8 protein-coding genes are annotated in these 15073 nt (G+C 40.7%); 5 read left to right on the top strand and 3 right to left on the bottom strand.

Going from position 1 to position 15073, the window contains the following annotated elements:
- From KMW37_RS03205 to KMW37_RS03185, 5 genes are all read left to right on the top strand, one after another.
- A complete protein-coding gene (locus KMW37_RS03205) occupies positions 1–1695 on the top strand; it encodes a RagB/SusD family nutrient uptake outer membrane protein (protein WP_215223138.1) in 1695 nt (564 codons plus the stop codon).
- Between the two features lie 19 nt (positions 1696–1714).
- Entirely contained in the window at positions 1715–2686 is a 972-nt protein-coding gene (locus tag KMW37_RS03200; protein WP_215223137.1) for a BT_3987 domain-containing protein, read from the top strand.
- A 205-nt stretch (positions 2687–2891) separates the two neighbouring features.
- Positions 2892–6263 carry a VCBS repeat-containing protein gene (locus KMW37_RS03195; protein ID WP_215223136.1) on the top strand — a complete coding sequence of 1124 codons (3372 nt, stop codon included), beginning with the start codon at positions 2892–2894 and terminating at the stop codon, positions 6261–6263.
- Between the two features lie 153 nt (positions 6264–6416).
- Positions 6417–8231 (top strand): DUF3472 domain-containing protein, encoded by a 1815-nt coding sequence (locus KMW37_RS03190; protein WP_215223135.1) that lies wholly within the window; start codon positions 6417–6419, stop codon positions 8229–8231.
- Positions 8232–8277: 46 nt separating this feature from the next.
- Positions 8278–9903 carry a discoidin domain-containing protein gene (locus KMW37_RS03185; RefSeq protein WP_215223134.1) on the top strand — a complete coding sequence of 542 codons (1626 nt, stop codon included), beginning with the start codon at positions 8278–8280 and terminating at the stop codon, positions 9901–9903.
- A gap of 184 nt (positions 9904–10087) precedes the next feature.
- On the opposite strand, the gene KMW37_RS03180 is transcribed toward KMW37_RS03185, so the two are convergent.
- The 3 genes from KMW37_RS03180 to KMW37_RS03170 form a co-directional block, all read right to left on the bottom strand.
- Positions 10088–11413, bottom strand: coding sequence for a vanadium-dependent haloperoxidase (locus KMW37_RS03180; RefSeq protein ID WP_215223133.1), 1326 nt, complete (start codon positions 11411–11413; stop codon positions 10088–10090).
- A 158-nt stretch (positions 11414–11571) separates the two neighbouring features.
- Entirely contained in the window at positions 11572–13491 is a 1920-nt protein-coding gene (locus KMW37_RS03175) for a peptide-N-glycosidase F-related protein (protein WP_215223132.1), read from the bottom strand.
- 84 nt (positions 13492–13575) lie between these two features.
- Entirely contained in the window at positions 13576–15012 is a 1437-nt protein-coding gene (locus KMW37_RS03170) for a sulfatase-like hydrolase/transferase (protein ID WP_246581307.1), read from the bottom strand.
- Between the last annotated feature and the right edge of the window lie 61 nt (positions 15013–15073).

The following is a 15073-nucleotide window of genomic DNA, read 5'->3' as shown; positions in this document are numbered from 1 at the left end:
ATGAAAAAAATGCATAAATATATAGGGGTCTGCTTGTTGGCTTTGAGTATGTCAGCTTGCCAGAATTATCTAGACCGCCCCGTAGTATCAGATGTAGATGAAGAGCGTGTATTTACGGATTATAAATTGACCTATCAATTTGTAAATGACCTTTATAGTTATAGAATAGACGAATATCGTGGCGCGAATACTAATGGAGCTGTAGGTACTTCAAGCTTTTTAGGAGCTGGGATGTTGGCTTCTGCTACCGATGATTCCAAGTATTCAGAGCTTTCATCACCGATTAATTTCTTGAATTCAGGTAACTGGACGCCTTCTTATAATCCGGCCAATATTTGGTCGGATATGTACTCAGCAGTTAGAAAGGCCAATTTGTTCTTTGAAAATGTGGACAGAATGGTCTTGGAAAGCTATGATGAGCCTATCCGTGATAATAGTGAATTGGACGCCAATGGTAATTTGATTACTGCTGGGCAGTTGAAGACAAGATTGACCGGAGAGGTTTATTTCTTGAGAGCCTATTATTATTATGAGTTGATCAAAAGATATGGCGGTGTTCCGATTATTGATCAGACCTATGAATTAGGAGAAGAGGTGAATTCTACCAGGGCTTCTTTCGAAGCTTGTGTGAATTTTATTTTGGATGATTTAGAATCTGCCAGACCTTTATTGCCTGTAAATTATAATTATTATGCAGCTAATAAGGGAAGAGCTACCCAGCCGATGGTAGATGCTTTCAAAGCACAGGTGTTGATGCTGGCAGCCAGTCCATTGCATAATACAAGCAATGACTTGGATAAGTGGCAAGCCGCAGCAGATGCTTATAAAGAAGTAATTGAGTCTGGAGCTTATAGTCTTAATAATAATTATGACAGGGCATTTGTAAGAAACCAGGGAAGTCCAGAATCCATTTTCGAGATCATTTATTATAACAGAAGTGATGTAGAGCGTAACAATACCCCTGTGGGCTACGAAGGTGGTGGGGGAGGTATCAACCCTACCCAGGATTTGGTGGAAGCTTATGAAATGGCGGATGGTACTGCTTTTGACTGGAACAATCCAGCGCATGCAGCAGCTCCTTTTGATAATCGAGACCCGCGTTTTTACCTTTCTATCCTGTATAACGGAGCGGACTGGAGAGGCAGACCTGTAGAGAGTTATGTAGGAGGTCTTGATGGAGAAGGAGTGAATGGTGCTACTTTGACAGGTTATTATATGCGTAAGTTCATGGATCCTGAACTGGATATTTTGAGAGACCAAACAAGTACCAAAAACTGGGTGATTTTGAGATATGCTGAAATCCTTCTAGGTTATGCTGAAGCACAAAATGAAGCTGTAGGTCCAGATGCATCTGTTTATGAGGCTATCAATGAGGTAAGAGACAGAGCGGGTATGCCTGCTCTTCCGGAAGGATTATCTCAGGATGAAATGCGTGCTAAAATCAGACATGAAAGAAGAATTGAATTTGCATTTGAAGGTCAAAGGTTCTTTGATACCAGAAGATGGAAAACGGCAGAAGATGAATTCAATGGTCCTGTACATGGTTTGAGAATTACCCAATCAGGGGATGATTTTGAATATGATGTGATTGAAGTGGAAGACAGGATTTTTACAGAAAAAATGTACCTGTTCCCAATTCCTCAGTCTGAAATCAATAATACCAACGGAAATCTTCAGCAAAATCCAATGTGGTAAACTTTAAAAAAGCAAAATCATGAATCTATATAAAAAAATAATTAATCCAATCGGAGGAATGTTCATGGGCCTAGTGTTCATGACTTCCTGTGATCCGGACTTTGTGGTGGAGCAACCAGAGCAATATACCAAATTGTATATGCCTCAGGCAGTAAGTGCTTCTTCTAGCCATAGTCTAGTATTGAAGGACAGTGTTCAGTCTATCGTTTTTGGTGCAGCCTATGGTGCGCCTTACACTTTGGGTACTGAAATCAATGTTAGCTTTGCTGCTGATCTAAGTATGGTGGATGCCTATAATGATGCCAACGGAACCAGCTATCCTGCTTTGCCTACGGAAAGCTTTGAGCTTTCTAGTAGTTCGGTAAGCATTCCTGCTGGTGATATGGCTTCTGAACCCTTGAAGGTCAATATCAATCCTATCAATGGATTTGATTTTGAGACCCAATACTTATTGCCTATCACCATTACTTCTGTGGATGGTAATATCACCTTGAATGAAGAACTGAAAACGTCTTATTTCTTGGTAGAAGCCAATCCGCCAGTTTATGAACCATTTATTAGAACAGGTTGGACGATAGCTTCGGTTTCTTCTGAAGAAACTGTAGGTGAAGGTGCTGGAAACGGACATGCTAAGCATGCTCTAGATGGGGAAATTGGCACTTTCTGGCATACCCAATGGTATGGAGGATCACCAGAACCGCCTCATGATATAGCTATTGATATGGGAGAGAGTAAATTGATCAGTGGTTTTTCTTTTATTCAAAGACAAAACAGAAGCACTGGTAATGTCAATGAAATCTATATCGAGCTTAGTGATGATGGTCAAAACTGGACCCAAGTAGATATCTTCCCTGGGAGTCTTCCAAATGATAATAACAACAATCCAGTATTCTTGAAGAGCCCTCAAACTGCTAGGTACTTCAAAGTGACCATCACCAGTACACACGGTGATACCAACTTTACCCACCTCGCAGAGATCTACGGATTCTAATAAAAAACAGTATCAGGAAAGGCCATCTCCAAAGGATGGCTTTTCTTGATTTTTATTCTAGCGTTACAATAGCGTTAAAATTATTGTAACTTCGAGGCTGCTTTTCCATAATAGATTTTCAATATCTATTGTGTTAATTCCCATAGTTTTAGTGGGAGCAAATTGGAGAGTAACAGCCGCATTCACCCAACAAAAATTGATTACAATGAAAGGAATTGGTCAATACTTATCACTTTCCCTAATTATTGGATTATCCTTTGCCTGCAAAAAGGAAGACAAGAAATTGATGTTAGAGGAGCTTTCGCCCGAAAGTACCGGTATTCAGTTTGAGAACACCATTAAAGAGACCAAGGACCTCAATATTTTGACTTACGAATACCTATATAATGGTGGAGGTGTTGCTGTAATTGACTTAAATAATGATGATTTGCCTGACTTGATTTTTACGGGCAATATTGTTTCCAATAAAGTGTTCCTGAATAAAGGAAACCTGCAATTCGAAGATGTTACCAAAAGCACTGGATTGTCGGGTAGAGAAGGCTTTAAAACAGGTGTTTCCATTGCCGATGTGAATGGAGATGGCCTACAAGATATTTATTATTGTTATTCTGGACCAGGAGATAATCCGGTAAGGAGAAATGAACTTTATCTCAATAATGGAGATATGACTTTTAGAGAGGCTGCCGAAGAATTTGGCCTTGATGCGGTGGGTACATTTTCTACCCAAGCCAGCTTTTTTGATTATGATAATGATGGTGATTTGGATATGTTTTTGCTGAATCACGGAAAGACATTTTATAATCCCACTTTTAATACTACGCAGTTACGTAGTACTCGACATCCACAGTATGGTAATCGTCTTTATCGGAACGACGGAGGGAAATTTACAGAAGTAAGTGAAGACGCAAAGTTGGATGGTAGTGGATTAAATTTCGGTCTAGGACTTTATACCAGCGATGTAAATGGAGACGGCTGGGTGGATATTTATGTGTCCAATGATTATAATGAGCAGGATTTTTTCTACCTGAATCAAAAGGATGGCACTTTTAAGGAAAGTTCAAAGCAATCCTTTGATCACTTGTCCAAGTTCTCCATGGGAGGGGACTTGGCCGACTATAATAATGATGGCAGGATAGATGTCCTTACGCTAGATATGTTGCCAGAGGACAATAGAAGGCAAAAATTGCTTAAGGGACCGGATAATTATAATACCTATAATTTGTTGGTGGATAGTGGATTCCATCACCAGAATATGAGAAATATGCTTCACCTGAATCGTGGGGAAGATGCTGACGGAAACCCTGTATTTAGCGAAATAGGTCAGCTTGCGGGGGTGTCCAATACCGATTGGAGCTGGACAGGTCTTTTTGCCGATTTGGATAATGATGGCTGGAAGGATATGATCGTGACCAATGGTTACCTTAGGGATTTCACCAATATGGACTTTCTGAACTTTACTTATGCCAATGCTGCTAGAGAGGCCAGAGCATCTGGAAAAGAACCGGATTTGATTGGTTTGGTCAATCAAATCCCTGCTACTAAAATCCATAATTATATTTATAAGAATGAAGGAGACTTGACCTTCAAAGATGTAACCACTGATTGGGGATTTGATCAGCCAACCATTTCAAACGGGGCGGTATATGTGGATTTGGACTTGGATGGTGACTTGGACATTGTAGTCAACCATATTAATCAGTCTGCATCTGTTTATGAGAACCATAGCAATAGCCTGAATAAGCACCATTATCTTTCTATCAAACTAAAGGGTGAAGGAGCGAATCCAGGGGCCATTGGAGCGAAAGTAAAGGTGGCTACTGGTCAGGAAATCCAAATACAGGAGTTATTCCCAGTAAGAGGTTACCAGTCCTCAATGGCTAATTTGCTTCACTTTGGACTAGGAGAGTACCAAGATGTGAAAGCCCTTGAAGTTCGCTGGCCAAACGGTAAGCATACCTTAATCAGGGATTTTTCCGCAGATACCTTGCTAGTTTTGGATATTAAAGATGCTGATAAAAAATCTAATGAGGATTTATCTCCAAGTTGGGAGATTGAAGAAATGTTAGAAGATGCCACTCAAGCCTCTGGGATTGATTTTGTACATCAGGAAAATGAATATGTTGACTTCAAAAATGAGCGACTTTTACATCAACAGCTTTCCAAGTTGGGACCAAAGATAGGAACTGGCGATGTGAATGGTGATGGTGTCGAAGATGTATTTATTGGTGGCGCTGCTGGTCAATCAGGTCAGTTGTTTTTATCCAATGTTTCAGGACAATATAAAAAGGCAGCTTCCCAGCCCTGGAATGAAGACAAGCAAAGTGAAGATTTGGGTATGGCGTTTTTTGATGCCGATGGTGATGGAGATTTAGACCTGTATATCTGTAGTGGAGGGAATGAATTCGTTACAGGAGCTCCACAGCTTCAGGATAGGCTTTATTTGAACCTAGGTGGAGGCAAGTTTGAGAAGGATAGTTCTGCCTTGCCAGAATTAAAGGCTAGTGCTATTGCTGTAACTGCAAATGACTTTGACCAAGATGGAGATATGGATCTTTTTGTTGGTGGAAGGGTGACTTCAGGAAGTTATGGTATTGCTCCTAGAAGTTATTTGTTGAGAAATGATTCTGAAGAAGGCAAAGTGAAATTTGTGGATATTACCCCAGAAATATTGAAAAATCCGGGGATGCTCACTGATGCAGCCTGGGTGGATATGACAGGAAATGAAGCTAAGGAATTGGTCATTGTAGGAGAGTTGATGCCACTTATGGTTTTTGATTTTACAGGCAAAGAGATCAAGGAAATATCAGCCAAGCTTGGAGTGGAGAATTTGACGGGGATGTATTGTAGTTTGGAAGTTGGGGACTGGAACAATGACGGTCAAGACGATTTAATCTTGGGGAACATGGGCTTGAATACCCAGTTTAAAGCAGCTAAGGATCAGCCTATGCGACTTTATGTGGGAGATTTTGATGGTAATGGTTCCATAGATCCTATCCTTACTTACTATATCAACGGAGTGAGTTATCCGATAGCCTCTAAGGATGAGCTGATCGAGCAGATGCCAATTTTAAAGAAAAAATTTATCCGCTTTGAGGATTATGCAGATGCTACTATTGAGGATGTGTTAAGTGCAGAACAGTTGGCCAAAGCTAAGGTGCTAGAAGCAGCTTATTTAGAGAATATGGTGGTGATGAGTGATGGCCAAGGGAAATATGCTGCTACTTCTCTTCCTTTAGAAGCACAGTTTTCTTCAGTTTTTGGTGCGGAAGAAGTGAATATCACCAATGGCCAGTATGAGGACTTACTGATAGCGGGTAATTTTTACCCTAACAGAGTAGAATGGGGTAAATATGATGCATCAAAAGGGACAGTCTTGAAAAATGACGGGCAAGGTAATTTTTCTACCAAACCAACCATGGTGAATGAATTGGATATTTCAGGTGATATTAGGGACATGGTAAAAGTCCAATTGAAGGGTGATCAGTACCTTATTATTGTAGCTAAAAATGATGACAGTGTACAGGTTTTTAAGAACAAAGCTGTCTCCCGTACAAATCAGTTTGAGCAAGAGCATTAGCATTTTAAGAGCATAAATAACCCTTATATAGTCTTAGCATAATTTGATTCTCAAAGGTGGAATTTTGGGATTAAGTGAAAAGTATTGCCTATTTCAAACCAGTAAATGATGTTTTTTTGAATTAAATTTTCACTAATATAAACCTAAATACAAATGAATTTTAACCACTTTTTGTCCTTTATGGCCATTGGACTGGCAGTTTCATCCTGTTCCACTGCGCAGGTAGAGCCAGTATCTTCAGATGTCGAGAAAGAGAAAAGTTATCACACCTTGATTGTTCCAGCCAACAAGTCCTATATGGAGCCTTGGGAGGCTGATAACCCAGCAATGAGGTACAATCCCGATGCTGAGGAGGATGTGGTATCTGACTGGAAGTCCACCGATCATAGTTTGGTTGGGTATTATGAGCTGACACCAGGCGAATATATTTCCGGGCTTTCTTTGAAAGTTTCAGATGGAAAAGCAACGGATTTTAAATTAAAAATCACTTCCCCAAATGATGCTGATTTTAAGGAAGAATCTAGAAAAACGGTAAGGGGAACGGGGGACTTTCAGGAGGCGTTTTTTGATACCATAAAGGTCACCCAAAAAGGTTTTTATCGGTTTGAGCTTGATCCGGTGACTGCCACTGGGGATGAGGTAGCAGAAGTAGAGAGCTTTCTATTTAAGAGTGAAAAGGGTTCAGCCAGATATGCGAAGTGGCTTTCTTCTCCATCCGTGCATTTGAGCTACCAGCCTAGTGACCAGATTTCGCGGGAATATGATTGGTTGTATGGAGAAATCAATGTTCCAGAAGGCCAAGACCCTATGTATACCTTTTATATGTGCATCGGTTTTTACAGGGGATATTTTGGGATTCAAGTAAATAGTGCCACGGAAAGAAGGGTGCTCTTTTCCGTTTGGGATAGCTCAGATGTTCCTGATGATAGAGAAGATGTAAATCCAGAAGACCTGGTTACTTTGGTAGATAAAGGGGAAGAAGTCTATGCAGGAGGTTTTGGCAATGAGGGAACTGGAGGGCAGTCATTTTGGAAGTATCCTTGGGAGACAGCAGTCCCTGTCAAGTTCATTATGAACGTAAGGAAAAATGATGACAATACGGTATTGTTGTCTGCTTGGTTCAAGGATGTAGAAGCTGAAGGTTGGAAATATATGGCCACTTGGAGGGCTCCCAAAGAGCAAAGGTATTTTGATGGTTTTTATTCCTTTTTGGAAAATTTTGGCAACCGAAATGGCCAAGAAGTGAGAATGGCCCATTATTATAATATGTGGGGCAAAGAAGTGAATGGAGACTGGATTAATTTCAATAGGGCCAGGATGACCCATACAGATGGGGTTCCAGAAGGTAGGGATGATTATGCAGGAGGCTTGGCTCAAGGGAATAGCAATCTGTTCTATATGAGTTCTGGAGGTTACACTCATGCTGAGGAGCAGAAAACAAGTGTGGGGGATATTCAGGCAAATGCACCTGATGCTGACCTTTCTTTATTAGATAATCGTGTGGATGAAGCTATTGCCAATCAAGTGATTCCAATGGAAAAGTCAGCATGGTCTGTGATTGATTTTTCATCCGAAGAGACTTCTGGTGAAGGAGCGGAAAATGGTCGGGCTGAAGATGCCATTGATGAGAACCCAGCAACCTTTTGGCACAGCCAATGGGCAGGAGCTCAACCGGATTACCCTCACTTCCTTAGTTTAGACTTGGGTGAAAGTGTTAATGCCAAGGGGCTGATCATTCAGAATCGATCTAAGCAGAATGGCAGACCGAAGAAAATAAGTGTTTCTGTAAGTTCAGATAATAATAACTGGACTTCATTGGGGGCTTTAAGTATCCCTTTAGATGGAGGAGCTGTTGATTTTGATGAAATGGCCAATTTCAGGTATATCAAATTAACCATTACAGAGGGGCATCATGATGGGACTGAAGATGATTTCTTCGTTCATGTGGCTGAGCTGGGCCTATACTAGTACAAAGCATTTTTTTAGTTTTTATTCATATTAAATCATATTAACAATGAAAAGAATATTTGTTTATTGGGTCATTTTGTTGGGCCTGTTATTCAATGCCTGTTCCACAGAAGATATGGAGCCAGATCCTGAACCTATTGAAGAGGAGGAAGAGGAAGAGCCGGTTGATTTGGGCAACTATGTTTCAGATTATAACTATAATTTAAATGTAGTGTATTTTGTGCCTTCAGATATTGAACCACTGGAGAATTATCATCAGCGATTATCAGGAGTGATGCTTTATATGGAGGATTGGTACAAAAAGGAAATGGCCTCTTATGGGTTTCCTGAAACAACCTTTGGCCTGCTGAAAAGTGAAAATGATCCTTCCTATGTTAAGGTGATCGTTATAAGAGGCAAGGGAGGACAGGACGATTATCCTTATTCCGGTGGGGGTGGAAAAGCAGGTCAGGAAATCAGGGAGTATTTTAATGCTCATCCAGAAGAGGAGGCTAGTGCACATACCCTGGTCTTTATGCCTAGCCGTACTGGTGAAAATGGTTGGGATGCTGGCGGAGTGCCTTTTTATGGCCTGGGGAAATGGTGCTATGCCCTTGATTATAAGAATTTTGATATGAAATACTGGCAGGATGGTTCCAGACAATCTGATGAGCACTGGATAGGTGGAACCATTCATGAACTAGGGCATGGGCTTAATTTACCCCACAATAAGCACAAGGCTACAGATGATTTTATCTCCATGATGGCATGGGGAAATCATGAGATCAATAAAAAACCTAATGGGGTACACTTGACCTTTGCCGATGCCCTGATTCTGGCCAACAACCAAGTTATGAGCAAGGACAATGGTAGTGAGCACTATCAAGGCAATCTCGGTTTTAGCCTTAAGTCTATTCGTATAAATGCTGATAATGAGTATCTCTATGTGAACGGGAGGTTTGAATCAGATATTGCAGTGAATGGAGCGATCGTCTATAATGATCCTAAAACCAATGAAAATGATGCGGATTATAATGCTGTGACTTGGGGAAGCAGAAATATCATAAATGGGGACAGCATTTCCTTTAGTATGCCCTTGGAAGGGATAGATCAGGAGTTTTACCAATACCCTTTTGAAATGAGAGTGAGATTTTGTCACGAAAATGGAAACTTTACTGTACTTAAGTATGGCTATGAATTTGAAAATGGAAGGCCAAATATCGATGTCGAACTAAAAGAGATCATGGAGCTACCGAAATCTGCTTGGAATGTGATAGATGTGTCCTCAGAAGAGCTTGTAGGCGGTGGTACCAATAAAGGTGCGGTGGACAACCTTAAAGATGGGGACGAGGCTACTTTTTGGCATTCTGTGTGGTATCAGGGCAATCCCCCTTATCCACATCATTTTACCATTGACCTAGGTAAGGAAGAAACTGCTGAAGGAATGGTCTTTAGCCAGCGTTTGGATAAATATAATGGGCGAGTGAAGACCGTTGAAGTGGAAATCAGTAGTGATGGAGACTCTTGGGAAGATTTAGGTGAATTTAATATTGGAGATTCAACAAGAGATGTTGTTGATTTTTCAGCTGCTCAGACTTTTAGGTATATAAAAGTTACGGTGACGGAGGGACATGATAATGAGAGTGGCGAGGATGTTTTCTTTACTCATTTGGCTGAGTTTGGTCTATATTAAATTCATAAGGTTTGTAGCATAAAAAAGGCTGTCTCACATTAAGAAATCCGTCATCACGCGTAAAACGAAGTGATCTCGAAGTATATTAATTATACGTAAGAGGAGATTGCTTCTTCCGATATTCATCGGATTCGCGATGACGGAAACTTATGGGACAGCCTGATTTTTTATATTCATCAATCCCTTAGGATTGATTCTTTGTCTTTACTCTGGACAAAACATGTTTGCCAACATTTTCTCCTTGGTCAACCCCGTTTTCAATGGCAGGGATATAATGAATCCCTCCATAAAAACGACTGATGGCGGCTTCAGAAGCTGCTTGATTGAAAGAGTTGAATTCTCTCACAGGCAATCCATAAGTTACTTCTGTTGAGTCAACGATATGTACTTCATTGCCCAATAAATGGGTTAAGGCAATGGCAGCTGACTTAGAAGCCACACTGTGGCCGCTGGTGTATTCAGGAAAAGGAGGAGTTTGAAGCAAAGGCGTCCAATCCTTGTCCATATATTGATTGATATAGGTTTCAGGTCTGATCAGGATACTCCTGTACTTTTCATCCCAGCAAGAAATAAAAGCATCAAAAAGGGAGATAGAAGTAAGGGCCATTACTTCTGTAGTTTCCTTCCAATTCAAATTCTTTGTTTTAGCAGCAATGCCGGCAATTCCCATCCAGTGTCCACCAGGAGTGATCTTCTTGTCTGCGAACATTACATGGCCTTTAATGTTCATTTTGTATGGATTGCAATCCCAGAACATGGCGATGTCTTTTTGCTCTTTTGTAAGGTTAATTCCTGCGTCCATCACGGCTTTGGCATCACTGAAAAAGCCACTGCCTTCTTTAGTGTCGAATGCAGTGGGAGGTGCAGGTTTAAACTGACTGGCAGAGTCCAAGGTGAAAGGCCTTATTTGATTCCAGTGTGGTTCAATTCCTTCAATATATGCTGGAGGAGTAGGTTTCCAGGTTTCAGCTTCTGAAGTAACCGTGTACTTGGAATAGGAACGAGTAGGTCCATAATTGTCTCCAGAGGCATAGGAAAGAACATACTGTGCCATTTCTTTTCCTAGTTTAATCGAATTCTCCTGAACAGATTCTGGTATGCCCAAGGCATTGGCCTTTTCAATTAATTCGGCTGTATAGCTGTCAATTTGCTCCTCGGAAAAAACCAAGGCTTTAGCCACATTATAATAGGCTGTCAAGGAGGCCAAAGGATAATGGCATTCTTCAGGAACATTGAATGTTTTTTCTTCAAAACTATTTAGCTGGCCCATTAGACTTTTATAGTTAGGGTCTGCTAGTGCTGTTACCTCATAGGCTGCTATTGAAGAATAGGCATAAATCCTACTGGATACTGGTGGCGAAAATATATCATGGACCATCACCGCTGTGATATTTCGGTTAGCATCTACCAATGCTTGGTTGTCCTGCAATGCTGTTTTGTATTGAGAATCGTCCTTGCATGAGAAAAATATGCAAGTGGAAATAATAAGTAGAAGTATATTTTTTGCCATAATTATATTTGAGGTTTTCCGTGCAAGTTACTGTATTATAACGGTTGATCAAAACTTAAAACTTTCGTTTTGTTTCTTTTAGGTTTTTGGTTTCCTTAAAATAAAAATCCCTGAAGCTATGTCAAACTTCAGGGATTGGTACATGGGGAATCGAAAAATTATTCACTTACCCGAAGGCGCTTATTATAGATCAATTCTCCTTGAACATAAACTTGGAAGAAATACCTGCTTTGGGAATAATTACTTAAATCGAATGTAATTTTGCCTTCCTTAAAATCCCTATAGGTGTGCTCCTCTACTACCAAACCTCCAGGGTCTTTGACCAACTTAATAATAACTTCTTCAGGATTGTTGGAAAGAAAGTCGAATGTGGTGAAATCCTTGGCGCGGGTAGGGAATACTCCCAATGAAATCTGTAGTGGATCGATAGGTTCTGGATTTGGACCAACTGCAAAATTATAGGTAATCCCATTTCCGAAATCCGAATCAAAACTCTTTATGATTTTCCCTTCTGCATTTAGTAGTGCTGCTTTTCCACGACCTGCTCTTGTTTTATACCAGAATTCCAGACCGTCTCCAGCTTTATCTTCCAATAATAATTGGTACTGGCCAGCGGCTAAGTGAATACTGTCTTTATAAGTGGTATCCGCAACAAGGCTTTCTGCAGTTCTTTCCGCAATAATCTTTCCCGTATGGTCAAGAATTTTGAAATTGTTGTCCTCGGGAGTTTTATTGGTCTGGAGGTAGAATATCAAATCATTGCTATGAACGGGTACTTTGTCATAATTAGCACTAAGGAAATTGTCTGCAGAATAGCCATCCTTTTTTCCATTAGGTTTATTGAGAGAAAACTGGTAGTTCAATTTACCTTCTTGTGGAATTAGCCCCGGCATTTGTACGGTATCCGTCTGGCCAGGTAAAAGTTCTCCTTTCCAATTAAACTTATTGCCTTTATTGCCGGCTTGTCCATGGGCAATTTCCAAACTGTTAAGAGTAGATTGTCCGTTGTTTTTAATCACAATGGTAGGACCAAAGCCTGCTGGATTAATTCTGCTGTGGATGGCTTTGTTTGATGGAATGATGATGTCCTCAATAGCCACATCATTTTTTTCTTTTGGTGATTGGTATTGGATCACATAAGCCGAAATCAACTCTTGGGCACTTGGTTTGGGTGATTGATAATCTTCCATGGCCAGCTGAACGGTGTGTTCCGGATTTTCCAGTTTAAATTCATAAATATCAGGTTGGATCAAATTCCCTGGACACCAGTTTGCTCGGTCAAAAATCCAGGTCCCCGCTTGTGGGTAAAGGGGATTGCTGCCACATGCTTTCCAGATTTGTCTGCTGGCAACTAGTTTTCCATCTAGAAGGAAATCCCTGAATTTATTACAAAACTCCCCGCATCCATCTGGTCGGTCCATACCATGGCCAGTTTGGATAATGCGCATCCTGGCCATTGCAGCATCACTGGCTTTTTTTATGCTTACAGGCTTCAAAGCCTCTTCTATTGGATTTTCTTTGTCACCGTATTTATAAGCTCCTTGGTAAACCTTGGTGATAGAGACAGGTTCTCTTACCGGTTGGCCTTTGATGATGTCAAAGGCTAGGGTGACTTTCCAGCCTCTGTCATTATTAGGTTCGTATCCTGTATGCTTATATTCAATCTCAACACTGTCCCTTAGCAAAAGGCTAAAATCAGTGACATCTACCTGCCAGTCAAATTCCCAGTCTTTTCCAAAAGCACCCCCATAAGGAGTCAGCATTCTGCCAATCTCATAATCCTTCATTTCACCGTTCTCTCCACCAATTCTTTTGATGGTTATATGATCCAGGTAATCCCAGTCTGCACATCGCATATTATCAGGACAGGCAAACTTGACCTTCATGATAATCTTGCGTATGGCCTCATCTTTTTCCGGGAAAACAGCCCAGTTGGTATAGTTTTTTTCTCCTTTGGAGGGGTCAGTAACCACGGTGATTTTATCATGGCTGATGATTTCCAAGGTATCTGTATTTGCTCCAAAAGTTCGGAAAGAAGTCATCAGAAGTAAAATGACGAGCAGATTGAGATGTTTCATACTTTAATGAGATTTTCGGTAACTATAAAATTAAAACCCTCTATACCGAGATATAGAGGGTCTGAATGAATTGTTGGAAGAGGTTTATTTATTCTTCAATTCGATCATTTCCTGATTCCAATCATTATGTATTTTAAGTAATTCCTGAACCTTGTCTGGGTGTTGCTTGGCCAGGTTAGTGGTTTCGGTTGAATCTGTAGCCATATTGACCAAATACAATTTATCATCCTCACCAAACTCCAGTTCTTTTTCCGAGTCCCAAGGGTTTCCATGAAGCTTCCAATCTCCCTTTCTCACAGCCCATGAATTGGTGGTGCTTTCAGGATTGCCAGTGGCCCAGTGTAGCACTTCATGTTGGGAAGGGGCATTTTTGTCCTTGATAATTGGCATTAAACTTTTGCCGTCTATCTCATCCTTATTTGGGATTTCAGTATTGGTGAGCTCGGCCAAGGTAGGCAGCCAGTCAATGCTGTTGGCCATTTGGTTTCTAAGCTCGTTTGCAGGAACAGCCTTTGGATAACGGATCATGGCCGGTACCCTGATACCTCCTTCTAGCATACAGAATTTAGCACCATGAAAAGGACCATTATTACCACCGCCAAAGAAGGCTCTTTCTTCTGTGCTGTGTCCATGGTCAGATTGGTAGACAATAATGGTATTGTCCAACTGTCCAGTGGCCTCTAAGTGATCCAAAACTTCACCTATCATTTCATCAAATGTACTAATGAAGGCAGCATATTCTTTTCTAGGACTAGGAGTATCCTTATAATGGTCCAACCATTTTTTTCTACCTTGATATGGATAATGCGGCATATTGATGGCCCAATAGATAAAGAAAGGGTTTTCTTTTTCAGGTGAAGTGAATTTTTTTACTTCATCCACCATTAAGTCACCAAAGAAATCGCCTTGGTGATAAACTTCTTTTTCGTTTCTATATAAATCATGCATATTGGGTCCATCCCAATAGAAAAAGTGGGAGAAGTTATCTATGCAGCCCCTTTGGTGACCAAAGAAATAATCAAAACCCTGACCGTTTGGAAGTTTCTCAGGACTGTGTCCCAAGTGCCATTTTCCAATTAACGCGGTAGAATAATCATTGGCTTTGAAAACTTCAGCCATGGTGATCTCTTCTGTAGGCAGCCCAGATTTAAATTCCGGATCGGCATGTGGAGGGGCCACATTGCCAAAGAGCCTGGCGTGGAAGTTGAACTTCCCTGTCAGAAGGCTGGCTCTTGAAGGAGAACAAACCGGAGCCGCTGCATAGAATTGGGTGAAACGTACACCTTCATTCGCAATTCTGTCCAGGTTTGGGGTTGCTAGATCCTTTGAACCAAAAGCATTGATGTCAAAGGTGCCTTGATCATCAGCGAAGATAACCAAAACGTTGGGTTTGGATTTTTCAGGTACTGTTTTTTTTTCTTCAGTAGTAGAAGGTTGGCAGGCACCTAATAGAAGACCAATTAATCCTCCTAAGATGACCATAATTCTGTTCGTGAAGCTTGATTGTATTAGTGAAATCATAATCTATGCATATGGGGTGTTACAGTGAGTTTTTGTTTTATTTATTGAAACTTAAGCTTGT

The organism is Echinicola shivajiensis, assembly GCF_018642165.1.
In the GTDB taxonomy this organism is placed as follows: Bacteria; Bacteroidota; Bacteroidia; order Cytophagales; family Cyclobacteriaceae; genus Echinicola; species Echinicola shivajiensis.
The sequence above is the reverse complement of the archived record's forward strand: the minus strand, read 5'-3'. Positions and strand labels throughout refer to the sequence as shown.